Source organism: Shinella sp., from assembly GCF_035998705.1.
Lineage (GTDB): Bacteria > Pseudomonadota > Alphaproteobacteria > Rhizobiales > Rhizobiaceae > Shinella.
In genome coordinates, this window is the sequence record NZ_DASYHH010000009.1 from 63,273 (window position 1) to 89,253 (window position 25,981).

24 protein-coding genes are annotated in these 25,981 nt (G+C 65.1%); 21 read left to right on the forward strand and 3 right to left on the reverse strand.

What is annotated here, in order from left to right:
- The first annotated feature begins 328 nt into the window (after positions 1-328).
- Complete coding sequence (gene exoR / locus VGN93_RS07025; RefSeq protein WP_319319014.1) at positions 329-1,132, forward strand: exopolysaccharide production regulator ExoR; 804 nt, start codon at positions 329-331, stop codon at positions 1,130-1,132.
- 19 nt (positions 1,133-1,151) lie between these two features.
- Here exoR and xth read toward each other — a convergent pair whose 3' ends face one another.
- Positions 1,152-1,943 (reverse strand): exodeoxyribonuclease III, encoded by a 792-nt coding sequence (xth, locus tag VGN93_RS07030; protein ID WP_327507004.1) that lies wholly within the window; start codon positions 1,941-1,943, stop codon positions 1,152-1,154.
- A 30-nt stretch (positions 1,944-1,973) separates the two neighbouring features.
- On the reverse strand, positions 1,974-2,306 hold the full coding sequence (gene erpA, locus VGN93_RS07035) for an iron-sulfur cluster insertion protein ErpA (RefSeq protein WP_327506890.1): 333 nt from the start codon (positions 2,304-2,306) through the stop codon (positions 1,974-1,976).
- Positions 2,307-2,524: 218 nt separating this feature from the next.
- Between erpA and VGN93_RS07040 the strand changes: the two genes are divergently transcribed.
- The 15 genes from VGN93_RS07040 (at position 2,525) to VGN93_RS07110 (ending at position 19,935) form a co-directional block, all read left to right on the forward strand.
- Positions 2,525-3,745, forward strand: a complete 1,221-nt coding sequence (locus VGN93_RS07040) for a deoxyguanosinetriphosphate triphosphohydrolase (RefSeq protein WP_327506891.1) — start codon at positions 2,525-2,527, stop codon at positions 3,743-3,745.
- Positions 3,746-3,782: 37 nt separating this feature from the next.
- Positions 3,783-5,543, forward strand: a complete 1,761-nt coding sequence (gene argS / locus VGN93_RS07045; RefSeq protein WP_327506892.1) for an arginine--tRNA ligase — start codon at positions 3,783-3,785, stop codon at positions 5,541-5,543.
- A 63-nt stretch (positions 5,544-5,606) separates the two neighbouring features.
- Entirely contained in the window at positions 5,607-8,891 is a 3,285-nt protein-coding gene (locus VGN93_RS07050) for an SPOR domain-containing protein (protein WP_327506893.1), read from the forward strand.
- Between the two features lie 105 nt (positions 8,892-8,996).
- A complete protein-coding gene (gene nagZ / locus VGN93_RS07055) occupies positions 8,997-10,016 on the forward strand; it encodes a beta-N-acetylhexosaminidase (RefSeq protein ID WP_327506894.1) in 1,020 nt (339 codons plus the stop codon).
- 72 nt (positions 10,017-10,088) lie between these two features.
- On the forward strand, positions 10,089-10,889 hold the full coding sequence (locus VGN93_RS07060) for a ScpA family protein (RefSeq protein WP_327506895.1): 801 nt from the start codon (positions 10,089-10,091) through the stop codon (positions 10,887-10,889).
- Positions 10,890-10,891: 2 nt separating this feature from the next.
- Entirely contained in the window at positions 10,892-11,605 is a 714-nt protein-coding gene (gene scpB / locus VGN93_RS07065; RefSeq protein WP_327507005.1) for an SMC-Scp complex subunit ScpB, read from the forward strand.
- Positions 11,606-11,678: 73 nt separating this feature from the next.
- A complete protein-coding gene (locus VGN93_RS07070; protein ID WP_413818667.1) occupies positions 11,679-12,782 on the forward strand; it encodes an ABC transporter ATP-binding protein in 1,104 nt (367 codons plus the stop codon).
- Between the two features lie 42 nt (positions 12,783-12,824).
- Entirely contained in the window at positions 12,825-13,022 is a 198-nt protein-coding gene (locus VGN93_RS07075) for a twin-arginine translocase TatA/TatE family subunit (RefSeq protein ID WP_256116053.1), read from the forward strand.
- Positions 13,023-13,116: 94 nt separating this feature from the next.
- A complete protein-coding gene (gene tatB / locus VGN93_RS07080) occupies positions 13,117-13,728 on the forward strand; it encodes a Sec-independent protein translocase protein TatB (RefSeq protein ID WP_327506896.1) in 612 nt (203 codons plus the stop codon).
- Positions 13,725-14,555: a twin-arginine translocase subunit TatC gene (tatC, locus tag VGN93_RS07085; protein WP_319318989.1), complete on the forward strand. Its 831-nt coding sequence runs from the start codon at positions 13,725-13,727 to the stop codon at positions 14,553-14,555. The genes tatB and tatC overlap by 4 nt, the downstream gene beginning before the upstream one ends.
- 75 nt (positions 14,556-14,630) lie before the next feature.
- On the forward strand, positions 14,631-15,914 hold the full coding sequence (serS, locus tag VGN93_RS07090) for a serine--tRNA ligase (protein ID WP_327506897.1): 1,284 nt from the start codon (positions 14,631-14,633) through the stop codon (positions 15,912-15,914).
- Between the two features lie 19 nt (positions 15,915-15,933).
- Positions 15,934-16,704, forward strand: coding sequence for a 5'/3'-nucleotidase SurE (gene surE, locus VGN93_RS07095; RefSeq protein ID WP_327506898.1), 771 nt, complete (start codon positions 15,934-15,936; stop codon positions 16,702-16,704).
- Positions 16,701-17,357 (forward strand): protein-L-isoaspartate(D-aspartate) O-methyltransferase, encoded by a 657-nt coding sequence (locus tag VGN93_RS07100; RefSeq protein ID WP_319318981.1) that lies wholly within the window; start codon positions 16,701-16,703, stop codon positions 17,355-17,357. Before surE ends, VGN93_RS07100 begins: the two co-directional genes overlap by 4 nt.
- A 255-nt stretch (positions 17,358-17,612) precedes the next feature.
- On the forward strand, positions 17,613-18,239 hold the full coding sequence (locus tag VGN93_RS07105; RefSeq protein ID WP_319318978.1) for a hypothetical protein: 627 nt from the start codon (positions 17,613-17,615) through the stop codon (positions 18,237-18,239).
- Positions 18,240-18,378: 139 nt separating this feature from the next.
- Positions 18,379-19,935 carry a peptidoglycan DD-metalloendopeptidase family protein gene (locus VGN93_RS07110; RefSeq protein ID WP_327506899.1) on the forward strand — a complete coding sequence of 519 codons (1,557 nt, stop codon included), beginning with the start codon at positions 18,379-18,381 and terminating at the stop codon, positions 19,933-19,935.
- A gap of 218 nt (positions 19,936-20,153) precedes the next feature.
- On the opposite strand, the gene VGN93_RS07115 is transcribed toward VGN93_RS07110, so the two are convergent.
- Positions 20,154-21,023: an ATP-binding protein gene (locus VGN93_RS07115; RefSeq protein WP_319318972.1), complete on the reverse strand. Its 870-nt coding sequence runs from the start codon at positions 21,021-21,023 to the stop codon at positions 20,154-20,156.
- A gap of 183 nt (positions 21,024-21,206) precedes the next feature.
- Here VGN93_RS07115 and yajC point away from each other — a divergent pair, with 183 nt between their 5' ends.
- The 5 genes from yajC (at position 21,207) to VGN93_RS07140 (ending at position 25,980) form a co-directional block, all read left to right on the forward strand.
- The gene (gene yajC, locus VGN93_RS07120) at positions 21,207-21,542 is read left to right on the forward strand and encodes a preprotein translocase subunit YajC (protein ID WP_327506900.1); all 336 of its coding nucleotides are present in this window, start codon (positions 21,207-21,209) and stop codon (positions 21,540-21,542) included.
- Positions 21,543-21,691: 149 nt separating this feature from the next.
- Positions 21,692-24,199, forward strand: coding sequence for a protein translocase subunit SecD (gene secD, locus VGN93_RS07125; protein ID WP_327506901.1), 2,508 nt, complete (start codon positions 21,692-21,694; stop codon positions 24,197-24,199).
- The gene (locus VGN93_RS07130) at positions 24,192-24,578 is read left to right on the forward strand and encodes an Mth938-like domain-containing protein (RefSeq protein WP_319318963.1); all 387 of its coding nucleotides are present in this window, start codon (positions 24,192-24,194) and stop codon (positions 24,576-24,578) included. The genes secD and VGN93_RS07130 overlap by 8 nt, the downstream gene beginning before the upstream one ends.
- Before the next feature lie 22 nt (positions 24,579-24,600).
- Positions 24,601-25,449, forward strand: a complete 849-nt coding sequence (locus VGN93_RS07135) for a phytoene/squalene synthase family protein (protein WP_327506902.1) — start codon at positions 24,601-24,603, stop codon at positions 25,447-25,449.
- Positions 25,450-25,527: 78 nt separating this feature from the next.
- Complete coding sequence (locus VGN93_RS07140; RefSeq protein ID WP_327506903.1) at positions 25,528-25,980, forward strand: hypothetical protein; 453 nt, start codon at positions 25,528-25,530, stop codon at positions 25,978-25,980.
- The last annotated feature ends 1 nt before the right edge of the window (position 25,981 follow it).

Consider the following 25,981-nt stretch of genomic DNA (forward strand, 5'->3'; position numbering starts at 1 on the left):
GTCATCGCCGGGCCTTTTTTCTTGGTTAAGACTTCGTTGCTCCGGTTAAAGCCCTCTGGGGAAACCACAGCGAGGCGTCAAATTATGTGACGGAATCGCAACACATTTTTTTCCAGAGTTTGCTACACAGCTAGGCGAGCGACGAGATGTCCATTTCCCGCCACAAACGGGGCGCAGCGATAATGACAAGTAGACGCGTGAAACCGCGCCCAAGGAAACGATGAGCCAGCCGATGTCATTGCCGCCGGAGTTGCCGGAAATCCGCACGAGACCCGTGCCTTTCCGGTTTGGCACAGCGAACCAGGCTGGGCACGGAATTGTAGAAGTGATGCCCAAGTCCGAGTTGTCGCCGATGAAAATAGTGGTAATGGGTCTTTGCCTTTCGCTCTCCTTCGGAGCGGCATCACAGGCCCTCGCATTCGATCCCCAGTCCGGCGTCAGCAGGGAAAGCGGTCCCTTCGACCTCTTCAAGTTCGGTTTCTTCTCCTACAAGAAGGGTCGCAAGGAAGATGCCATCGAGGCCTATCGCTATGCGGCGGAAAAGGGCCATACCGGTTCGCGCTGGGCGCTTGCCAACATGTATGCCGATGGCGACGGCGTGCCGGAAAACGACCTCGAAGCCTTCAAGATCTACAGCGAGATCGCCCAGGCCGGCGTCGAGCCGGGCTCGGAAGATACCGGCTACTTCGCCAATGCGCTGATCGCGCTCGCCAGCTACTATCGTCGCGGCATTCCGGATAGTCCCGTGAAGGTCGACATGACCCAGGCCCGCCAGCTCTATTTCCAGGCAGCGTCCGCTTTCGGCATTCCGGAAGCGCAGTTCCAGCTCGGCCGCATGATGCTTTCGGGCGAGGGCGGCAATGCCAGCGTGCATCAGGCCAAGAAGTGGCTGAACCGGGCGCGCAACAACGGCCATGCAGGTGCTATGGGCCTGTTCGGCAACATCCTCTTCCAGGAGGGCCAGGCGGCCCGCGGTCTCGCCTTCATGACCGCAGCCCTCGATCACTGCCCGCCGAAGGACTGTGCCTGGCTTCAGGCGACGCAGGAGGAAGCCTTCTCCGTCGCAAGCGAAGAAGACCGCCGCAAGGGCGTGGCGCTCGCGCAGAGCATCCGCTTCAATCCCGACGAATAAAGCCTGTTAGGTTTTTGCCTCAGGCCGCGTAATCGAGCACGGCCACGACCGGCACGTGGTCGGACGGCTTTTCCCAGGCGCGCACATGCTTTTCGACCGCCGTCGAGACGAGGCGGTCCGAGGCTTCGGCCGACAGCATGAGGTGGTCGATGCGAATGCCGAAATTCTTCGGCCAGCAACCCGCCTGATAATCCCAGAACGTATAGAGCGGCACGGCATCCGATGTCGCGCGCACGGCATCGGTGAAGCCGAGGTTTTCGAGGCGGCGGAAGGCCTGGCGCGTCGGCGGCAGGTAGAGCGCGTCACGCTCCCAGACCTTGACGTCCCAGCAATCGTGCGGCTCGGGAATGACATTGTAGTCGCCGGCAAGGATCAGCGGCTCCTCGAGCGCCAGCCGGTCCTGCGCAAAGGCGATGAGACGCTCCATCCAGGAAAGCTTGTAGGGATATTTGACCGGATCGTCCGGCGGATTGCCGTTGGGCAAATAGATCGAGCAGACGCGCACGACGCCGCCTTCGACGGAGAACACGCCCTCGATGAAGCGCGACTGCTCGTCGCCCTCGCCACCGGGCAGGCCGCGGTTCACCTCGTCGGGGCGGATCTTCGAGAGCAGCGCGACGCCGTTGAAACCCTTCTGGCCATGCGTCTCGACGTGATAGCCGAGCGCCTCGATCTCGCCGCGCGGAAAAGACTCGTCGACCGACTTGATTTCCTGCAACGCGACGATGTCGGGATTGGATTCCTTCAGCCATGCGACCAGATTGTCGATGCGCGCCCGCACGCCGTTGATGTTCCAGGTGGCAATCTTGATCGGCATGCGGGTTCCGTTTCCGTTGGATAATTAGATCGAGAAGCTGGTGCCGCAGCCGCAGCTTGCAACCGCGTTCGGGTTCTTGATCTGGAAGGACTGGCCGAGCAGGTTGTCGATGAAGTCGATCTCCGACCCGTCCATATAGACGAGGGAGAGCTGGTCGATCAGCACCTTGGCCTTGTCTTTTTCGAGCACCAGGTCGTCGTCCTGCTGGTCCTCGACAAGGTCGAACTTGTAGGAAAATCCGGAACAGCCGCCGCCTTCCACGGAGACGCGCAACGCCTGTTTTTCCGGCGAGGAATTGAGGATCGACGCGATGCGCCTTGCGGCGGCGTCGGAAATACTTACGGACTTGTCGTTCATGTCTGCCTCCTGCCGGGGTCAAGATCCGGAGAGAATCGCTGTCGCGCACGGAAGGCGACTTTGTCGCCGACGGCAGGAGCGGCTGCGGAGCGTCTTGCGCAAATCCCTGAAAAGGCTTGCATTTCAAGCTCAGCTTGCAGCCGGACTTGCCGCTGTGCACACTATAGGTATGAAGGCATTGCGGCCGCGTCAATGGGCGGCGTGAATGCAGGTGACGAATGACACTGGACAGACATGCGCTGGGTTTTGGCGCAGGCCAACGCGCCATCTATGCCTCCGACCCCTGGGCGACCCGCGGGCGGCTTTATCCGGAGCCGGAAAGCCCCACGCGGTCGGACTTCCAGCGCGACCGCGACCGCATCGTGCACACCACGGCCTTCCGCCGCCTGAAGCACAAGACGCAGGTCTTCATCGCCGCCGACGGCGACCATTATCGCACGCGGCTGACCCACACGATCGAGGTGGCGCAGATCGCGCGTGCGCTGGCGCGGGCGCTGAAACTCGACGAGGACCTCGCCGAAGGCGTGGCGCTGGTGCACGATTTCGGCCACACCCCCTTCGGCCATACCGGCGAGGACGCGCTGGACGAGGTGCTGAAACCCTTCGGCGGTTTCGACCACAATGCGCAGTCGCTGCGCATCGTCACCAAGCTGGAGCGGCGTTATGCCGATTTCGACGGGCTGAACCTCACCTGGGAAAGCCTGGAGGGCCTCGTCAAGCACAATGGGCCGCTGATCGGCCCGACGGGCGAATGCACGCACGGCGACGACGTGCCGCGGCCGATCCTCGAATATTGCGCCGTGCACGACCTGGAGCTGGCGAGCTATGCCAGCCTGGAGGCGCAGGTGGCGGCGATCGCCGATGATATCGCCTACAACACCCATGACATCGACGACGGCCTGCGCTCCGGCTACCTGACCTTCGATATGCTGGAGGACGTGCCGTTCCTGGCAGGATTGATGCGCGAGGTGCGTGAGCGCTATCCGGACCTCGAAGCCTCGCGCTTCACCCACGAGATCATGCGCCGCCAGATCACCGCCATGGTGGAGGACGTGATCGGCTATGCGCAGCAGGCGATCCGCGAGGTGCGCCCGGAAAGTGCCGAGGACGTGCGCAAGGCGCGCCGGGTGCTTGCGACCTTCACCGACGAGATGGCCGTCACCGACAAACAGATCAAGCGCCTGCTGTTTTCCCGCATCTATCGCCACCCGGAGGTGATGCGCGTGCGCGCCAATGCGGCGTCCATCCTGACGGACCTCTATCACGCCTATATGGACGACCCGCAGCTGATGCAGGGGCACTATTGGGTGGACCGCATTGCGACCATGCCGGAATCGGCGCGCGCGCGCCATGTCGGCGATTATCTCGCGGGAATGACCGACAACTACGCGGTCAGCACGCACCGCCGGCTGTTTGACCATACCCCTGAATTGCGATAGTCAGCCGCCCACGGATCGCTTCGCGCGGATGGATGAGATGAACCTTTTTACAGACTTCGACAACAGAATCAAAAACGTACTCGAAGGACTTGAAATCGTCCGTGAGAAGCGTGCGGAGCTGGATTTCGGCCGCATCAGCGTCGAGCCGCCGCGCGACCAGAGCCATGGAGACGTCGCGACCAATGCCGCCATGGTGCTGGCAAAGCCGCTCGGCCTCAATCCGCGCGCGCTCGCCGACCTCATCGTCGCGGAACTGAAGAAGGACCCTGAGGTGGCCGAGGTCGGCGTCGCCGGTCCGGGCTTCATCAATGTGCGCCTCTCGGTCGCCTATTGGCAGGCGCTGCTCGCCGGTATGATCGGGCAGGGCGTGGACTATGGCCGCGGCTCGCTTGGCGCGGGGCGCAAGGTGAACGTGGAATATGTCTCCGCCAACCCGACCGGCCCCATGCATGTCGGCCATTGCCGCGGCGCGGTGGTGGGCGACACGCTCGCCAACCTGCTCGCGTTCGCCGGCTATGCGGTGACCAAGGAATATTACATCAACGACGCCGGTTCGCAGATCGACGTCCTGGCCCGTTCGGCGTTCCTGCGCTACCGCGAGGCGCTGGGCGAGGCGATCGGCGACATCCCGTCGGGCCTTTACCCGGGCGAATACCTCGTGCCCGTCGGCAAGGCGCTGGCGGAGGAATTCGGCACGACGCTGCGCGCCATGCCGGAGCACCAGTGGATGCCGCTCGTCAAGGACAGGACGATCGACGCGATGATGGCGATGATCCGCGAGGACCTCGCCGCGCTCAACGTCCGCCACGACGTCTTCTATTCCGAACGTTCTCTGCATGCCGGTAACGGCGCGCCGATCCGCACGGCGATCAACGACCTGACCTTCAAGGGCCACGTCTACAAGGGCGTGTTGCCGCCGCCGAAGGGCCAGCTGCCGGAAGACTGGGAAGACCGCGAGCAGACGCTGTTCCGCTCGACGGAAGTGGGCGACGATATCGACCGCCCGCTGATCAAGTCGGACGGCTCCTATACCTACTTTGCTGCCGACGTCGCCTATTTCAAGGACAAGTACGACCGCGGTTTCGACGAGATGATCTATGTGCTCGGCGCCGACCACGGCGGCTACGTCAAGCGCCTGGAGGCGGTTGCGCGTGCGGTGTCCGAGGGCAGCGCGAAGCTGACGGTGCTGCTCTGCCAGCTGGTCAAGCTGTTCCGCAACGGCGAGCCGGTCAAGATGTCGAAGCGCTCCGGCGACTTCGTCACGCTGCGTGACGTGGTCGACGAGGTCGGCCGCGATTCGGTGCGCTTCATGATGCTCTACCGCAAGAACAGCGAGCCGCTCGACTTCGACTTCGCCAAGGTGACGGAGCAGTCCAAGGACAATCCGGTCTTCTACGTGCAGTATGCCCATGCACGCTGCATGTCGGTGTTCCGCCAGGCGGCCGAGGCCTTCCCGGATCTCGACATCGCGTCGCTCGATCTCGCCGCGGCGATTGCGGGCAATGTCGCCGATCCCAGCGAGTTGCAGCTTCTCGCAAAGCTCGCAGAATATCCCCGTGTCATCGAGGGCGCGGCACTGGCGCAGGAGCCGCACCGCATCGCTTTTTACCTCTATGATCTTGCCAGTGCATTCCACGCGCATTGGAATAAAGGCAAAGAGCAACCGGAATTACGGTTTGTTAACGATAAAAATAGAGAATTGAGTATTGCCAGACTTGGGCTGGTGAATGCTGTCGCGTCTGTTCTTAAGTCCGGCCTGTCGATTACAGGCACGGCCGCCCCGGACGAAATGCGATAACGTCACCATTTCCCCACAATAAGCTGGCAAATGCGTTTTTGTAGCTTGTGAGTGGGAAGTAGCATGGCAGAGAAGAACTTCGCGCGAAGCGGAACCGCTGACACGGATCTCCTGGCGGACGACGATCCGCTGGCCGAACTTGCCCGTCTTGTCGGTTACGAGCCCCGTCCGGTCCAGGACGTCGGCAAGCCTTCCTCCGAACCGGTCGTCGATGCCGTCGAGACTGTCCCGCGACGGGACAATCCGGTGCTCGCCCTCGAGGACGAGCTGATGCGTGCCTTCGAGCAATATGACGCGCCGAGCCGCGTTGCGGTCGAGCGTGCGGCTCCGCGCCATGTCGAGCCTGTCTTCGGCGAGCCGGAGCCGGTTGCGCAAGACCACGACGCCGTTGTCGACGAAGTGCCGACGCGCGACGTCGCTGCGGGCGATATCGGTAGCCGCGAGCCTTCCTTCGAGGAGTCGTCCATCACTGAGCAGGCGTTCGAGCCGTCTTTCGAGGATGCGTTGATCGTCGGCGATCCGCAGTACGGTGCCACGCTGAACGATGTCGACTATCGCGAGCCCGTCTTCGAAGAGCCGGTGGTCGAGCCGTCTCTTGTCGAAGACGAAGTCTTTGCCGATGTCCGTCCGGCCGAGCCTGAGCCGGAACTGGAATTCGATCCCGCCCTGCTGCTGGCCGACGAGCTTGAAACGGCCGTGCACGAAGACGCGCCTTCCGTCGAGGCCGAGCCGACGGCGCATGCGGGCCTGAAATTCGTCGAGAGGCTGGAGCCGCGCTTCGAACAGCGCAGCGAGCCGGTGGTCGAAAGCTACAGCCCCGAGCGTACCGCTGCCGACGAGCGCCAGCCGGCCTTCCTCGGCTTCCAGCCGCATGCCGCGGATGAAAACCCGCTCGATGATGTCGGTCTCGACCTGGAGCGCGAGCTGGAACTTTCGATAGGCGAGGGTTTTGCCGACGACCTTTTGGCCGACGACCGCGCGCCGCGTGAGCACAGCGCCGAAGCCTCCTTCGTCGAGCCGCTTCCGGTGACTGTCGAGGCCGGCAGCGAGCCGAATTTCGACGGCTGGATGCCGGACGAGGCGGCCCGCGAGGATGCCGAGCCGTTCCATGCCGAACCGGTCTACGCCCGCGACGAGCCGCATTTCGTCGCTGAAATGCCCTTCGAAAACCGCGAGGACCGCGCCCGCGCGGTGGCGGAAGCCGAGACCCAGTGGCAGGCCGCAGAGCCCGCGCTCGATGCGGAGCCCGACTACCGGGTGGAATCCGTCGAGCCGGGCCAGAACGATGACCGCGATATGCTGCTGACCGAAGTCGAGCGTTATCCCGTGCCGGAAACCCGTTCCTCGTTTGCCGCCGTGACGGCAACGCCGCGCACCACCGGCAGCCTCTCCTCCATCTTTGGCCGTGCGACGCCCGTCGCACACCGCCAGCCGGTTGTTGAGCACCGCCAGCCGGTTGCCGAGACGGCGCGGACGTCCTTCGTCGGCGAGTCGGTCTTCGAACCCGTCCAGAGCTCGGTCGCCGAAACCCGTCATGAGCCGGTCGCGATCCCGACCCCGGTTGCCGCCGAGCCGGAAGTCGATTTCGAGAACCTGGACTTCGACCTGTCCGACATCGAGCTCGATCTCTCCGATTTCTCGCTGGACGACGAGCCGGTGAAGCAGGAGGTGAAGGCCGAGGTCGCAAGGCCGGTCGAGGTGGTCACGCCCGTGCGCCGCGAGCCTGTGGTTGCCGTTCCGGTTTCCACCTATACCGCGCCGCAGCCCGTCATCACCGAGACCGCCGACGGCGCGCTGCCCTTCGACCCGGCGATGATCGCCGATACCGACGAGGGCGTGTCGCCGGTCACCGAGCTCGACGTGCCGCAGCTTCCCGTCATCGAGAAGGAAAAGCCGCCGGTCTACCAGCCCGACTACGATTTCGACATCGACGCGGAAATGGCGCAGCTCTTCACCGAGCCGTCTGCGAAGGCGCGCACGGAGGACCTGCAGGCCGGCGTTGCCGCCGGCGCGGTTGCCGCGGCGGTCGCCCAGCCGACGGCGCAGATCAACGATGTCGACGATTTCGAGCGCGCGCTGGAAGAGGATTTCCGCCGCTCGCTGAGCCAGCCGGAGCGCATGGCGATCCCCGTCGATCCCGGCCAGGCAAGCACGCTCTATACCGGCGACGGTTATGATGACGAGCAGGCGCGTCCGCGCCGCGGCCTCCTGATCGCCGCCTCCATCGCGGCCCTGCTGCTGGTCGGCGGTGGCGGCGTCTATGCCTGGACCGCCTTTAGCGGCGGTGCGGCCGGCTCCGGCGAGCCGCGCGTGATCCTGGCCGACAAGGAGCCGGTCAAGGTCGTGCCGGAGGAAAAGGGCGGCAAGACCGTTCCGAACCAGGACAAGGCCGTCTACGACCGCGTGGCCGGCGATGCTGCCGCCACGCCGCAGCAGGAACAGCTCGTCACCTCGACGGAGGAGCCGGTCGACGTTGTGCAGCGCACGCTGACGCCGGAAACCCTGCCGTTCGACGGTCCGGAAGACGGCGTCGAAGCGGTCATCCAGGCGGACGATGAAAACCGCCTGCTGCCGGGCGTCGACGAACCCCAGACCGCAACGGCGGAAGGCGGCAAGCCGCTCGTCTCGCCGCGCAAGGTCAAGACGATGATCGTCAAGCCGGACGGCACGCTGGTCGCCCGTGAGGAAACCGTCACCGAGCCCGTCGTGGAAACGGCCGATATCGACGCCAAGGCCACGGCGACCACCGGCACCGCCTCGGGCGAAGCCGTCGCCACGGCAAATGCGACGGTCGATGCGAACGCATCGCTCAGCGCCGAGCAGGCGGCCGGCGAAGGCCAGCCGCGCTCGGCTCTTGCCGAAGTCGCGAATGCTCAGGTCGACGACACCGCGCCGGTGCGCACCGTAAAGACGACGACGATCGGCGCGACGGCGACTTCGACCGACGGCAACACGCCTGTTCCGGAAACCCGTCCGATCGACCAGCCGGTCACCGTCGTCGGCACCGTCACCGAAAACGGCAATGTCTCCGGCACCCAGACCGCCGAAGCAAAGCCCGCGGAAACCCGGCAGGCGGAACAGACGCAGGTCGCCGCCGTCGCCCCCGGCAGCTACGTCATCCAGATCGCCTCGCTGCCGTCGGAAGCCGAAGCGCAGAAGAGCTACAATTCGCTGTCCTCGAAATTCTCGAGCGTCATCGGCGGCCGCGGCGTGGATATCAAGAAGGCGGAAATCCCGAACAAGGGCACCTTCTTCCGCGTTCGCATTCCGGCCGGCTCGCGCGAAGAGGCGAATTCGCTTTGCAGTCGCTACAAGAGCGCCGGCGGCAGCTGCCTCGTCACCCGCTGAGGCTGACGCAGATTTTCCGGAGAGGCGCGGCAGGTCCGCGCCTCTTTGATTCCCGCGAAGGCGCAACCCTTCGTCTTTCCCCACCGAACCACTAAGATTGCGGACATGAGCGAATCGAAATCCTTCCTTTCGGGCTGCAAGGGCCTGAGCCTCACCGCCGACGAAAAGGCCTTCTTCCGCAGCGAGCGGCCCTGGGGCTTCATCCTCTTCGGCCGCAATATCGGCGAGCCGGCGCAGGTGGCCGACCTGACGGCGGAGATGCGCGACTGCATCGGCGGCGAGAGCGACATTGCGGTGCTGATCGATCAGGAAGGCGGCCGCGTCCAGCGCATCAAGCCGCCGCATGTGCAGCAATATCCGAATGCCGCAGCGCTTGGCGCGATCTATCGCGCGGATGCGGAGAAGGGGCTTCGCGCCGCCTGGCTGATGTCGCGCCTGCATGCTTTCGATCTCCTGCGCCTCGGCATCAACGTCGATTGCCTGCCGGTGCTCGACGTGACCGTGCCGGGCGTGCACGACGTCATCGGCAACCGCGCCTACGGCCAGGAACCGGAGATTGTTGCGGTGATGGGCAAGGCGGCGGCGGAAGGCCTCAAGGCCGGCGGACTGCTGCCGATCATGAAGCACATTCCGGGCCATGGCCGTACCATGGTCGATTCGCACCATGACCTGCCGGTGGTGCATGCGAGCAGGCAGGCGCTGGAGGCCTGCGACTTCGTGCCCTTCCGGCGCATGAAGGACGAGCTGATGGCGATGTCCGCCCATATCGTCTTCACCGCCATCGACGGCGACAATCCGGCGACGACCTCGGCCAGGGTGGTGAGCGAGATCATCCGCGGCCATATCGGCTTCGACGGGCTCCTGATGTCCGACGACGTGTCGATGAACGCGCTGAAAGGCGATATTGCTGCAAGAAGCCGGGGAATCATCGCCGCGGGGCTCGACATGGTGTTGCATTGCCATGGCATCATGGACGAAATGATAGCCGTGACCGAAAACGTGCCGCCGCTCACGGGCGATAGCCTGCGGCGGGCGAATGCGGTGCGCGCGGGCTTTCCGACGCCGGACGGGGCGGACGAGCAGGCGCTGCGCGAAGAATTCAACGCGATGATCGCGGTGGCTTAAAAACTCTAGAGGGGCGACGTGCAGGGAACGGGGCCGAAGCCACACAAGAAGGGTCGCGGTGCGGATGCGCCGATGGATGACCTGTGGCAGGAGGGTAGCGAGGAGCGGGGGCTTTCCGAGGAAAGCCTCGTCGTCGACCTTGCCGGCTTCGAAGGCCCGCTCGATCTTCTCCTGCACCTTGCCCGCACGCAGAAGGTGGATCTCACCCGCATCTCCGTGCTGGCGCTCGCCGAGCAATATCTCGTCTTCATCGACCGGGCGCGAAAAATCCGCATCGAGCTTGCGGCCGATTATCTCGTCATGGCGGCCTGGCTCGCCTATCTCAAATCGCGCCTTCTGATCCCCAAGCAGGCAAAGGACGACGGTCCTTCGGGCGAGGAGATGGCGGCAGGCCTCGCCTTCCGCCTGAAGCGGCTGGAAGCGATGCGCGATGCCGCGACACGGCTCGTCAACCGCAACCGCCTCGGCCGCGACGTCTTCGCACGCGGCATGCCGGAACATATCCCGGTCGAACGGAGCTCGACCTTCGAGGCCTCGCTCTACGACCTGCTCAACGCCTATGCCTCGCTGCGCCAGCGCCATGCCATTACGCAGGTCACCATCGAGAAGCGCACCGTCTGGTCGCTCGCCGAGGCGCGGGACATCCTGTCGCTGCTCATCGGCGAGTTCGAGGACTGGACGGCGCTCGACCATTTCATGCTGCGCTACCTGACCGATCCCGCAGACCGCACCACGGCGATCGCCAGCGCCTTCGCGGCGACGCTGGAAATGGTGCGGGAAGGGCGGCTGGAGCTTCGCCAGGACGGCGCCTTCCAGCCGATCTACCTGCGCCGCGGACCGAACCCCGAAGGCGACGAGGACGGGGAGCCGTGAGCGTGACTGAAGGCGAGGACGACGTACCGCACGACGCGGATGGCGGCACGATCGTCGATCCGCGCCGGCTGCACGAGGCCGCGCGCATTGCCGAAGCCCTGGTCTTCGCCTCCGCCGGGCCGGTGTCTACGGCCTATATCGCCGAGCGCCTGCCGCGCGGCGTCGACGTGCTGCATGTCATGCGCGAGTTGAAGGGGCTTTATGCCGGGCGCGGCGTCAACCTCGTGCAGATGGACGACAACTGGGCTTTTCGCACCGCGCCGGACCTTTCCTTCGTCATCCGTACCGACGAGACGGAGGTGCGCAAATTGTCGCGCGCCGCCCTCGAGGTGCTGTCGATCATCGCCTATCACCAGCCGGTCACCCGCGCCGAAATCGAGGATATCCGCGGCGTGCAGACCTCCAGGGGCACGCTCGACGTGCTGATGGAGGCGGGCTGGGTGCGTTTTCGCGGCCGCCGGCGCTCGCCGGGCCGCCCGGTCACCTTCGGCACGACCCGCGATTTCCTCGACCATTTCGGCCTCGAAGACCTGCGCGACCTGCCGGGGCTTGAGGAACTGAAGGGCGCCGGCCTCCTGACCGGCCGAATCCCCGCCAATTTCCAGGTGCCCATGCCGCTTCGCGAAGACGAACTGGCGGAAGACGAGGACCCGATCACCCAGCTCGACCTCGAGGAACTCGGTCTCTTGACACCGGGCGGAAAAGAAGACGAATAGACGAAGCTTATCGTCGGCACCGGTCGCCGGCGACTGGTTAGCGATTGGCCAAGGGACTTGAAAGACTTCGGAAATGGCTTCGGACCCGTCAGGCTCCAACGGTATCGAGACGAGACGGGCATCGGCGGTGATGTTCGGCGCGCGCCTGTCCTTCGATAATATCCATCACAGCTACCACAACAAGCAGACGATCCGCGGTATTTCGCTGACGGCGGAGCCCGGCGAGGTTCTCTGCCTGCTCGGCCCCTCCGGCTCCGGCAAGACGACGCTGCTGCGCATTGCCGCCGGCATCGAGGCGCAGACGGCCGGGCGCGTGCTCCTCAACGATCGCGAGATCGCCGGCCCGACCCTCTTCCTGCCGCCCGAACGGCGCGGCGTCGGCCTGATGTTCCAGGATTTCGCGCTGTTCCCGCATATGTCGGTTCTCGACAATGTGCGCTTCGGCCTGACGGCCCTGCCGCGGGCGGAAGCGGAAGCGGAGGCCCAGGTGGCGCTCGAGCGCGTCGGTCTGTCGCACTATGCCCAAAAGTTTCCGCATGTGCTGTCCGGCGGCGAGCAGCAACGCGTGGCGCTTGCCCGCGCGCTTGCGCCGCGGCCCTCGGTCCTGCTGATGGACGAGCCGTTCTCCGGCCTCGATTCGCGCCTCAAGGATTCGATTCGCGCGGACACGCTGGCGATCCTGCGCCATTCGCGTGCCAGCGCCATCGTCGTCACGCATGATGCCGAGGAGGCGATGCGCATGGGCGACCGGATCGCACTGCTGAAAGATGGCCGCCTTGTGCAGTTGGGCACGGCGGAAGAGCTTTATCTCCGCCCGAAAAACATCTTTGCCGCCGCTTTCTTCTCCGAAATCAACGAATTTCCCGGTCATGTGCGCGGCGGCGTCGTCGAAACGCCGCTCGGCAATGCCGACGGCAAGGAATTTTCGGACGGCCAGAAGGTGCATGTCGCCGTGCGCCTTTCGGGCCTGCATGTCATGGAAACCGGCGGCGACATCCCGGCGCGCATCCTGTCGCGGCGCTTTCTCGGCGTGGTCGAGCTCCTCGATCTCGCCGTGCCCGGCACCGATCGGCCGGTTCGTGCGCGGGTGAGGGCCGATCAATTGGCGGCCGGATTGCGCGACGTCACGCTTTCGGCTAACCAGCGCGACATACTAGTGTTTGAAAAAGACGGCTGAACGTCTTACATCGGGGTTCGAGTTCGAAAGGGAGTTACGCGAATGGGTTCTTTCAGCATCTGGCATTGGCTGATCGTTCTGGTGGTTGTGCTGCTGCTGTTTGGCCGCGGCAAGATTCCGGAACTGATGGGTGATGTCGCCAAGGGCATCAAGAATTTCAAGAAGGGCATGTCCGAAGAGGAAGCGGCCGCCGCTGACAAGGCGAAGACCGTCGATCACAAGGCTGACGAGGTCAAGTGACCGGCGTTGTAGGATGTGGATTTGCCAGGTCACTCCGTGCGGATTGATCTGGCGGCCGCGGGCGGTGGTTCGCGGCCCATGAGGACAATACCCAATGCTTGATGTCGGCTGGACCGAAATACTCGTCATCGCGATCGTCTTGATCATCGTGGTCGGTCCGAAGGACCTGCCGCAGATGCTGCGCACGTTCGGTCGCATGATGACGAAGATGCGTGGCATGGCGAGCGATTTCCGCCAGCAGTTCGACGAGGCGCTGCGCGAAGCCGATCTCGAAGATGTGAAGAAGACGATCGGCGACGCGCAGAAGCTCAATCCGCTGAACACCATCCGCGAGGCGGTCAATCCGCTGCGCCAGATGGGTAACGACATCAAGGCGGACCTGCAGAAGTCGGCCGGTTCCGTTACATCGTCGACAAGCACGAGCACGCCGGCGGAGGGCACACCGCTCGCCGTGCCGTCCGAGGCCAACAAGCCGGCCTCGGCAGAGCCGGTTGCGGCGGTTCCGCTGAAGGCGGGGCCGACGAGGAAGACCACGGCGAAGAAGCCCACTGAGACGGCCGCGAAGACCACGAAGCCGCGCAAGGTGGCCGCCAAGGTCGAGGCCGAGACGAAGGCCGCTGCCAAGCCGGCGGCAAAGGTTGCCGCGGCCAGGAAGGCCGCTCCCGCCAAGGCCAAGACGACGAAGACCAAGAAGGACGAGGCATGAGCGGCGATATCGAAGACAAGCCCCAGCCGCTGATCGAGCACCTGATCGAGCTCCGCCAGCGCCTGCTCTGGGCGGTCGGCGCCTTTTTCGTCGCCTTCCTCGTCTGCTTCTATTTCGCCAAGCAGCTCTTCAACCTGCTCGTCCTGCCCTTCAAATGGGCGGTGGAATGGGCGGGGCTGACGCATCGCAACGTGGAGCTGATCTACACGGCGCCGCAGGAATTCTTCTTCACGCAGATCAAGGTCGCCATGTTCGGCGCCTTGGTCATCGCTTTCCCGGTGATCGCCCAGCAGGTCTATAAGTTCGTGGCGCCCGGCCTCTACAAGAACGAGCGCTCGGCCTTCCTGCCGTTCCTGATCGCTTCGCCGATCCTGTTCCTGATCGGCGCCGCACTCGTCTATTTCTTCTTCACGCCCATGGTCATGTGGTTCTTCCTCGCCATGGAGCAGGGCGGCGGCGAGGGGCAGGTCTCCATTCAGCTTCTGCCGAAGGTTTCCGAATATCTCAGCCTGATCATGTCGCTGATCTTCGCCTTCGGCCTGGTCTTCCAGCTTCCGGTCATCTCGTCGCTCCTGGTGCGCGCCGGTTTCATCACGTCGGACACGCTGAAGGAAAAGCGCAAATACGCGATCGTCATCGCCTTCGTGGTGGCGGCCGTGCTGACGCCGCCCGATCCGGTTTCCCAGATCGGCCTTGCACTGCCGGCCATCCTTCTCTACGAGATTTCCATCTATACGGCCCGACTCATCGAACGGCAGCGGGCGAACGCCTCGAACGCGCAGGACGCGGAAAACGAGGTCGCAGCAACCCCGGGCGAGGCCGACTGAGGCTTTTCCCGCGGCGTTGCCGCAGGTCGCTGCCGGGCGGGGTGAGCCTTCATCCAAAGAACGCCTGGAACGACAATGCTTGATATCAAATGGATCCGCGACAATGCCGACGCCTTCGACGCCGCCCTGGCGAAGCGCGGCGCAAGCCCCCTCGCAAAGGCGCTGATCGATCTCGACGAGAAGCGCCGCAGCGTCATCCAGAAGGCGCAGGACATGCAGTCGCGCCGCAACGCCGCCTCCAAGGAGATCGGCGCGGCGATGGCGAGCAAGAACAGCGAACTCGCCGACAAGCTGAAGGCCGAAGTCTCCGCCATCAAGGACCTGCTTCCCGCAGCCGAAGAGGAAGAGCGCCAGGTCACCGCCGAACTCACCGACCAGCTCTCGCGCATTCCCAACATTCCGTCCGACGACGTGCCGGTCGGCTCGGACGAGACCGGCAATGTGGAAAAGCTGCAATGGGGCAACAAGCCCGGCTGGAACCACAAGCCGCTGGAGCATTACGAAATCGGCGAGGCGCTCGGCTGGATGGATTTCGAGGCCGCGGCCAAGATCGCCGGCTCGCGCTTCACCGTGCTGAAGGGTCAGCTCGCCCGCCTGGAGCGCGCGCTCGGCCAGTTCATGATCGACGTGCACACGGGCGAACACGGCTACACGGAAGTGCATGCGCCGCTGCTGGTGCGCGACGACGCCATGTACGGCACCGGCCAGCTTCCCAAGTTCGCCGACGACCTGTTCCGCACCACGGACGGCCGCTGGCTGATCCCGACGGCGGAAGTCTCGCTCACCAACCTCGTGCGCGAGGAAATCCTCGATCAGGACAAGCTGCCGCTGCGCTTCACCGCGCTCACCCCATGCTTCCGCTCGGAAGCGGGCTCGGCTGGCCGCGATACGCGCGGCATGCTGCGCCAGCACCAGTTCATGAAGTGCGAACTCGTCTCGATCACCGATGCGGACAGCTCGGTCGACGAACATGAGCGCATGACGGCCTGCGCCGAAGAAATCCTCAAGCGTCTCGGCCTGCACTACCGCGTCATGACGCTGTGCACCGGCGACATGGGTTTTGGCGCCCGCAAGACCTATGATCTGGAAGTCTGGCTGCCGGGGCAGGACACGTTCCGCGAGATTTCGTCCGTCTCGGTCTGCGGAGATTTCCAGGCGCGCCGCATGAATGCGCGCTATCGCGGCAAGGACGACAAGGCGACGAAGTTCGTGCACACGCTGAACGGTTCGGGCACGGCCGTCGGCCGCGCGCTGATCGCCGTCATGGAAAACTACCTGAACGAGGACGGCACGGTCACGGTGCCCGATGTCCTGCTGCCCTATATGGGCGGCCTGAAGAAGATCGAGAAGGCCGCCTGAGGCGGCGGGCGGAGACGAGATGCGCATCCTTCTGACCAATGACGACGGCATCCATGCCGAGGGCCTCGCCGCCCTCGAGCGGATCGCCCGCGAACTGACGGACGACGTCTGGGTCGTGGCGCCGGAGACCGACCAGAGCGGCCTTGCCCATTCGCTGACGCTCTCCGAGCCGCTGCGCCTGCGCAAGATCGACGACAAGCGTTACGCGCTGCGCGGCACGCCGACGGACTGCGTCATCATGGGCGTGCGCGAAGTGCTGGACGTGGAGCCGGACCTCGTTCTCTCCGGCGTCAATGCCGGCGCCAACATGGCCGACGACGTGACCTATTCTGGCACCATCGCGGGTGCCATCGAAGGCACGCTGCAGGGCATCAAGTCGATGGCGCTGAGCCAGGCCTACCACCATGCCAGCGGCCGCGTCGTGCCGTGGGAGGTTGCCGAAACTTTCGCGCCAAAACTCATCCGCCAGCTGATGGACGTCGAACTGCCGGACTGGACCTTCTTCAACCTCAACTTCCCGAACTGCACCCCCGCCGAACTGAAGGGCGTCGAGGTGACGAGCCAGGGCAAGCTTGATTTCGGTCTCACGATCGATGAGCGCGCCGATGGCCGGGGCTTTCCCTATTACTGGCTGCGCTTCGGCGAGCGGAAGGGCGATTTCCGCGTCGGCACCGATATCCACGCGGTCAGGAACCACAAGATTTCGGTCACGCCGCTGAAACTCGACCTCACGGATTATACCGTGCTCGATCGCGTGCAGCGCGTGCTCAACGGCGAGGATGCGGATTGAACACGGGACGGGTGATCGAGAAGGAAGGGTTTGCCGCGCTGGCGCTGCGCCTGCGCGGGCAGGGCATCAACAATCTCGACCTCCTGACGGCCGTGGAGCAGACGCCGCGCACGCTCTTCGTGCCGCCGCAGTTTGCCGGCGAGGCCTATTCGCGCCGCGTCCTGCCGCTCGACTGCGGCTCCTTCATGGAGGGCATCGACCTTGCGGTGCGCGTGCTGCATCTCCTGAGCCTCAAGGCCGGCCAGCGCATCCTCGAAGTCGGCACCGGCAGCGGCTTCACCGCCGCCGTCATGGGCCGCCTGACGGAGCGCGTGCTGACGGTCGACCGCTACCGCACGCTCGCCACCAATGCGCAGCAATCCATCGAGAAGGCCGGCATCCGCAACGTCATCGTGCGCCAGGCCGATGGCAGCAACGGCATGCCGGGGGAGGGCACCTTCGACCGCATCCTCGTCACCGCCGCCTTCCAGGCCCTGCCGCGCTTCTTCGCCGAGCAACTCGTCTCCGGCGGCATGCTGATCGCCCCCGTCATGGTCAGCGACACCGAGTGCCGCATGCTGAAGCTCACCAAGACCGGCAGCCGCTTCGACCGCGAAGACCTCTTCGACGTGCCCTACCTGCCGATCGTGCCGCAGATGGCGCAGGCGCTCTAATCAAACTCTCATCCTTGGCTTTTACGGCTTGGCAGGCGGCCGCCTGCTGAGTCTCGTGGCGTTTTTTGCCTGAAAATCAGCACCTCCAGCGCATGCGCCTCGGCGCACCGCCCGGATTCCCGTCGCGATTCCAGCGCGTTAACCTTTTGTTAACCAGCGCAAGCTTCGCGCAAGCTTCGGGGCGTAGGCCGATAGCGAAGCAGAAGTTTCCACACAGGACGCCGGTTTTTTAAGGCTGCTCCGATGGAGAGGGAAATGTACGTCTCGAACAGGATCACCAGCAGTTCGACCAGCGACAGCCTCGCCTATCTCGCGGGCAAGGCTGCGGGCAAGGCTGTCGAGGAGAATGCCGAGGCCGGCTCGACCGCGCATCTCGCCGGCGGCAGCTACGACCCGTCCTCCCATGTCGGCCTGACCGTCGATGCGCTGCTCGTGCTGAGCGTCGCCCGGGAAGAAGCGACCTCCAGCCTGCCGGCGCTGACCGCTGCCGAGCGCGACAACCTCGACACATCAGAACTCGAAAAACGCGAATATGCCGCCTTCGGTCATTTCCTGGAGAAGGGCGACCGAAAGGCCTATTACCGCGCCTATGTCGAATATTTCGACAGCATGTCGGCGCAGGACCAGCGCAGCGCGCGTTATGCCGGGACACGTGAGCCCGCCGTCGCGGCACTGCAAGCCATCGCCTACAATGAAAGCGCCCTCGACATGACGGCGCCCGACGCCGCCCTCGAAAACGCCGCCGTCCTCGGCGAGCGGGCCACACGCCGCGCGACGCCCATTTCGTCGATCTTCCAGCCGAGCCCGGCCGATATCGAGAATGTCGCCCGCGTCAACGGTCGCATCTCGCGCGCCGACAGCATGTACGCGACCGGATTCTGAGGCGTTTTGCCGTGGTGGAGGGCCGCCATGGTTATCAATTCATCAAAAACCTGTTGCGGGTAGCCCGTCTTTAACCGGGCAGTAACTCTAACGCGCTTTAATCGGTCTACATCAAGTAGCGTACCGATTGGGTAGTCTCATGCGTAAGAGTGTATCGCCGAGTTTTGGTAGGACCGCGACCCGCCTCGTGGCTGCCGCCCTGCTGGCAAGCGTAGCGACCGGGTGCAGCTCGGACGCCTCCCGTTTTGGCGGCCTCTTCTCCTCGTCCGGTTCGGACAATATCACTACGAGCTCGGTCCCGCGCCGCACGCTCTTCGGCAACAATGTCGTGCCGCGCGGCTCGGTCGGCAGCGGCCAGCAGGTCGTCATGACCGACCAGACGGGCACCCGCGATCAGGCGCTGAACCAGCCATTCCCGGATCAGGGCACGGTCTCCTACGACCCGATCAACACATCCACCACCGGCGGCTCCGGCACGCGGCTCGCCACGACGCCGATGACCGTCCAGCGCGGCGAACTCAACGACCCGACCGCCGGCGCCCGCCAGGAAGCCGAGCGCGAGGTCGCGATGGCCCAGGAGCTTCCCGAGCGCAAGGCCAGGGACGTCGACACGCTGACGACGGCGACCGTCAAGGGCAAGGCCGGCTGGTCGACGCAGAACGCACCGGTCGTCATGCTGCGCCAGGGCGAAAGCGTGAAGACGCTCGCCAACCGCTACGGTGTGCCGGAAAAGGAAATCCTCGCCGCCAACGGCCTGAAGCGCGCGGCGGATGCCGAGCCCGGCCAGAAGATCGTCATCCCGACCTTCAGCACGACGGCAAGTGCCGCCAAGGCCTCGACGGATCACACGCTGAAGGTCGGCGAAAAGCTGCCGACGCCGGAGCGCAAGGGCGAGCAGAATGTCGCCATCCTGCCCGGCACCTCCACCCGCGACAAGGTGAAGTCGGAAAGCGGCCAGACGAATTCGAAGGTCGCCGAAGCGGGCGAAGGCAGCGGCAAGGCCGGCTACGAAGTGCAGCCGGGCGACTCGCTCGCCAAGATCGCGCGCAGCAACGGCGTTTCCGTCGATGCGCTGAAGAAGGCGAACGGCCTGGAGACCGCATCGATCCGCATCGGCCAGAAACTGACGATCCCGGCCGGCGGCGCCGTTGAAACGACGACGGACAAGACGACGACGGCCTCGGTTCCGGTCAACAAGGAAAAGAAGGTCGAGACGGCGGAAAAGAAGCCGGAAGCCTACAAGGCCCCGGTGAAGACCGTTTCCGTGACGGAAGCGACCGAAAAGTCGGACGTGACGGACGAAGCGCCCGAATCGACCGGCATCGGCAAATATCGCTGGCCGGTGCGCGGTGCGGTCATCGCCGGCTACGGCGCCAATGTCGACGGCAACCGCAACGACGGCATCGACATCTCGGTTCCGGAAGGCACGCCGATCAAGGCCGCCGAAAACGGCGTGGTCATCTATGCCGGCAGCAGCCTGAAGGAACTCGGCAACGCGGTTCTCGTGCGCCACGACGACGGCACCGTCACGGTCTACGGCCATGCCGGCGACCTGAGCGTCCAGCGCGGCCAGAAGATCCAGCGCGGCCAGACGGTCGCCACCTCCGGCATGAGCGGCAGCGCCACCCGCCCGAAGGTCCACTTCGAGGTGCGCAAGAACGCCACCCCGGTCAACCCGATGACCTTCCTGGAATAGGGTTGATCGTCCGTAGGAAAAAACAGCAAGGCCCGGTTCGACCGGGCCTTGCTGTTTTTGATAAAACCGCCCAACCTCTCCTTCGTCATGGTCGGGCCTGACCCGACCATCCATCCACGGCCACCTACCGGATATGGATCCTCGGCTCAGGGCCGGGGATGACGACAGAGGGTGGGGCGAGGTTTACCGACCAAATGACGATGGTTTCGCCGCCTTGCTCACTTCACCAGCGGCTTGCCCAACCGTCCCGCCAGGTCCTGCACATATTGCCAGGCGACGCGGCCGGAGCGTGAACCGCGGGTCGTCGCCCATTCGAGCGCTTCGGCATGGAGCTGTTCCGTAGCGATGCCGAGATCGAAATGGCGGGCATAGCCGTCGATCATCTCGAGATATTCGGGCTGGCTGCACTTGTAGAAGCCGAGCCAGAGGCCGAAGCGGTCGGACAGCGACACCTTCTCCTCGACGGCCTCGGACGGGTTGATCGCCGTCGACTGCTCGTTCTCCATCATGTCGCGCGGCAGCAGGTGCCGGCGGTTGGAGGTGGCGTAGAGCAGCACATTGTCCGGCCGGCCTTCCACGCCGCCGTCGAGCGCCGCCTTCAGCGACTTGTAGGACGTGTCGTCATGGTCGAAGGAAAGGTCGTCGCAGAAGATGATGACCGGGGCGGGCGCGTCCTTTAGGATTTCCATCAGCGCCGGCAGCGTCGAAATATCCTCGCGGTGCACCTCGACGAGCTTCAGCCGGCTACCGGTCTCCTTGGCCGCAAGCGCATGCACCGATTTCACCAGCGACGACTTGCCCATGCCGCGCGCGCCCCAGAGCAGCACGTTGTTGGCCGGCAGGCCGCGGGCGAATCGCACGGTGTTGTCGACGAGGATGTCGCGCACATGGTCGACGCCGCGGATGAGGTCGATGTCGATGCGGTTCGGACGCTTCACCGGCTGGAGGTGCTGGCGCCCCGGCGACCAGACGAAGACGTCGGCGGCGTTCCAGTCGTTGACGGCGGGCGCGGGGCCGGCGAGGCGTTCCAGCGTGGCATTGATACGGCCGATTTCGGCGAGCAAAAGCTTGATGGGATCGTCCTGCAATTTCTCTCTCCTCATGCGTCCCTGCCGGGTAACATGCGGCGGCGGGTGGCGAAAAGGGGGAAAGCGCTTGAAAAGCGCCGGCTTCTCAGTCTCGTGTGTTGCATTCAAGGCCTGCTTGCCTATATTCCGGCAACCGAAATGGCCCCTCAGGCCGCGCAAATTCAAGATTTCAAGGAGTAGCTGATGTTCATTACCGAGGCCTTCGCCCAGACGGCACCCGGCGGAGCAGCTGGCGGCGCAGACATTCTCATGTCGGTCCTGCCGTTTCTGCTGATTTTCGTGGTGATGTATTTCCTCATCATCCGCCCGCAGCGTGCCAACATGAAGCGTCGCGAAGAGCTTCTGAAGAACATCCGCCGCGGCGACCAGGTCGTCACCGGCGGCGGCATCGTCGGCAAGGTCACCAAGGTCATCGACGACAACGAGCTCGAAGTCGAAATCGCCGAGGGCATGAAGGTGCGCGTCGTGCGTAGCGGCATCAGCGAAGTCCGCGTCAAGGGCGAACCCGTCAAGGAATAACTTGACCTGCCGCCTGGCCGGGCAGAAACCCGGCCGGACGGCCCGACTGGTTTTCAGCCGGCGTCCGTGCCGGGTTGTTTTTGTTTTTACGCAATGCCAGCAGGACCGCGTTCCGCCCTTTTGCTGAAGTTGCCGTAGGCGAGACCGCGATGCAGCAATCCGCCCGCTGGAAGACCGTTTCTCTCTGGCTCGTCCTCGTGGCGAGCCTTCTTGTCATTCTGCCCAGCCTTCTGCCCACGCGCACGGCCGCTCTTCTACCGGGCTGGCTGACGATGCACCGCCTCGAGCCCGGCATCGACCTCACCGGCGGCTCCCGCCTGGTGCTGGAGGTTTCGCGCAGCGACATCGCCGCCGACCGGCTGCGCGCTGCCGTGGAAACGATCGGCAATACGCTGCGCGCCGCGCGCGTTCCCTATAGCGACCTCAACGGCGCGGACGACACGATCGACGTGACCGTGACGGCCGCCGATCGCGTCGAGGCCGCCCGCACGGCGCTCGCCGGCCTCGATCTCGGCACGCTCAGCGAGCCGGAAACGAGCGCCTTCCGCCTCGTCCTGTCGGCCGCGGCCATCGACGATTCCGTTCGCGCCGCCTCGCTCGGCGCCGTCGATGCGGTCCGCCGCCGCGTCGAGAGCCTCGATATTCCGACCCTTGCCGTCGGGCGCGGCGAGCATGACCGCATCGTCGTCGCCATGCCCGGCCTCACCGACCCGCAGCGCGTCAAGGATATGCTGGCGCAGGTCGGGCGGCTCTCCGCGCGGCTGGTCGATGACAGCGTGCCGGTCAACACGGCGATGGAGGACGGCGCGCCGGCGGGCTCCGAAGTGCTCTACTCCACCGGCGAGCCGCCGGTCGGCTATCTGGTCCGGCAGGACGATCTCTTCACCGCATCGGATGTCGCCTCCGCGCAGCCGGCCGCCAATGGCGAACCCTTCATCGAATTCGTGCTGAGAGGCGGAGCGGCCGAACGGCTCGCCGCCTTTACGCGCGAAAACAGCGGCCGCACCATCGCCATCCTTCTCGACGGCCAGATCATCTCGACCTCGCGCATCCAGGGCGCCATCACGGATGGCGTCGGGCGGCTTTCCGGCGATTTCGACGCGGAGGGTGCCGGAAACCTCGCGCGCATCATCGCCAGCGGCCCGCTGCCCGCACCGCTCACCATCATCGAGGAGCGCTCGATCGAGCCGGCGCTCGGCACGACGTCGCGGGTCACGATGGCCGCCGCCCTCGTCGTCGCGGTCGGGGCCGTCGTCGCCTTCATGACCTTCTTCTACGGCGTGCTCGGGGTCATCGCCTCGCTGGCGCTGTTCTTCAACGTCATCCTCACCTTCGCCGTGCTGGCGCTGGTCGGCGCGCCGCTGTCGCTTTCCATGATCGCCGGCATTGTGCTCACCGTCGGCATCACGGTGGATGCCAGCGTGCTGATCTTCGAGCGCATCCGCGAGGAGGTGAAGGGCGGGCGCGAGCTCTCACGGGCGGTCCTGGTCGGCTTCCGCCGGGCCCGCGCCACGGTGCTCGATGCCTCCATCACCATGTTCATCGCCATCGCGGTCCTTTTCCTGCTCTCGGCCGCGCCGGTGCGCGCCTTCGCGCTTGCCGTCGGCATCGGCCTTCTGGCAACGCTCGTCACCACCTTCACGCTGACGCGCCGCCTTGTCAGCGCCTGGCTCAACCGCAGCCACGCGACGCACCTGCCGAAGGGCGTGCGCTCCGGCTTCTTCGACAGCCTCAATCTGCGCTTCATGGCGGTACGCAACGTCGTCTTCCTGCTGACCGCCGTCCTGTCGCTCGCCATTGCCGGCATGCTCGTTGCCGGCAAGCTGAAGCCCGGCATCGATTTCACGGGCGGCGCCGCACTCGAACTGCAGGCGAAGGCGGGCAATGCCGATCCCGACGATATCGCCGCGCGCCTGACGGATGCCGGCGTCGACGTGCTGAACGTCACCAAGCATCGCGATGCGCGCCACGCGCTGGTGCGGCTGACGTCGGCCGGCGAAGGCGAGAATGCCGAGCAGACCTCCGTGCTCATCGCCCGCGGCGAGCTTGAGGACGATTATGATTTCCGCCGCGTCGAGGCGGTCGGCCCGGCGATTTCCGGCGAACTGATCGACACCGCGACGCTCGGCTTCGTCGTCGGCCTCGTGGCGCTCGTCGCCTATATCTGGGTCCGTTTCGAGTGGCACTTCGCCATCGGCGCGATCATCGCGCTGGCGCATGACGTGTTCTTCACGCTCGGCTTCCTGGCGCTCGCCAGGATCGAGTTCAACATCACCGCCGTCGCAGCCCTCCTGACCGTCGCCGGCTATTCGTTGAACGACACCATGGTCGTCTACGACCGAATCCGCGAGAATCTCAGGCATTTCAAGCAGATGCCGCTGCCGATCCTGATCGACGACGCGATCAACCGCACGCTGTCGCGCACCGTGCTGACTTCGGCGACGACGCTGATCGCGCTTTCGGCGCTGGCGCTGTTCGGCGGCGAGGCGATCCGCACCTTCGCGCTGACGCTGCTTTTCGGGGTGGCGATCGGCACCATCTCCTCTATCTACATTGCCGGACCGATCCTCATCCTGTTCCGCCTGCAGCCGGAGCGCTATCGCCCCGGCAAGGGTGGCAAGGCACCGGTCACGGAAGCGACGGAAAAAAATGGCTAAAGGCATCGAAATCCGCGAGGCGCACTTCCCCGGGCGTGCGCCGATCGACGCATATGGCAATGGCGGTTTTCGCTTTGCCGACATGTCGCACCGCGGCTCCATACTCTGCCTGCCCTCCGGCATCCACGGCTGGGACAAGGAGGAGGGCGCGGCGCTGACGGTCGACGACCTCCAGCGCGTGCTGGACGAGGCGGGGGATATCGAGGTGCTGCTGGTCGGCACCGGCAAGGACATCCGCCCCCTGCCGGCGGATATCAAGGCGGCGCTCAAGGAGCGCCGGATCAGCTCCGACCCGATGAGCACGGGGGCCGCCGTGCGCACGTTCAATGTCATGCTGGCGGAAAGCCGGGCGGTCGCCGCGGCGCTGATCGCGGTGTGACGCGGAAGGCGGTTTTTTCGACGTGAGCGACAACCCCCATTACGCGCACTGCCTGACGGTGCTTCGCGAGACCGATCGCGATCGCTATCTTGCCTGCCTGCTGGCGCCGGTCGAAAAGCGCGGTGCGCTTGCCGCGCTCTATGCCTTCAATGCCGAGATCGCCCGCGTGCGCGATGTGGTGCGCGAGGCGCTTCCCGGGGAAATCCGCCTGCAATGGTGGCGCGATCTGCTGGAGGGCGAGGCCGACGGCGACGCCATGGCCAATCCGCTCGCCGCCGGCCTGATGGCCTGCGTGAAGGAGCATCGGCTGCCCGTCGCCGTGTTGACGGACATGATCGAGGCGCGCATCTTCGACGTCTATAACGACCCGATGGAGAGCCGCGCGTCCTTCGAAGGCTATGCCGGCGAGACGGCCTCCGCGCTGATCCAGCTTGCAAGCCTCATCCTCGATCCCGCCAGCGCGTCGAAATCGGCGGACGCGGCCGGCCATGCCGGCGTGGCGCAGACGGTAGCGGGAACGCTTCTGCTACTGCCAATCCACCGCCGCCGCGGGCAGGTCTACCTGCCGGGCGATCTCCTGGCCGCGACCGGCCTGACGCCGGAAGCGCTTCTCGGCGGCAGCGATGCCGCTGCGGCAACGCGGGCGGTGCAGGCTTTCGTGGGCCTCGGGCGCGAACATCTGGCCAAGGCGGGGGCGGCGGGCGGGGTCTCACCGGCAAATCGCCCGGCCTTTTTGCCGGTCGCCCTCGTTCCGCACATATTGGACGCCGCCGAGAAGGCGGGCGCTGCGGCGCTGGAACGCTCCCCTCAGCCGGCGCAGTGGCGGCGGCAATGGTGGATGTGGCGGGCGATGCGGCGCGGACCATTCTGAAAAATTGACGGGACGCAAAACTGGCGCAAGCCTTGTCCGCTACAGCGACAGGACGTTTTTCGCGGGGGAGTCGCGCTGATGCTCTGGACCATCACCATTGCCTGCCTGCTGTTGGCCGGTCTGGTCTTTCGTCAACTGTTTCGCCGTGAGGAAGAGCAGGAACTGGCGGGCGAGGATGCCGGCCTGGCGATCCTGGAATTCGGCCGGGCTTTTCCCGACGAGGCGATCCGGGAGATGATCACCACCGCAAACGGCCGCACGGTGTTCCTGCGGCTGCATGACGGCAAGGCCGGCTGCATGAACGCGCACGGCCATCACTATTCCTGCCATCTCATCGAACCCGGCACGGTGCGCGTCAACGGCGCCGGCCCGAAGCGCCTCGACGTCAAGTTCGCCAATGCCGCCTATGAGGGCGGCACCTTCGAGTTCCGCGACGAGCGGGACGCCGCGGAGGTCTCGCTGTGGCTGCTCGGCAGCTTCATGCCGAGCGTTGCCGGTCTCGACCCGCAGGCCGCAGGCCAGCCGCACTAAG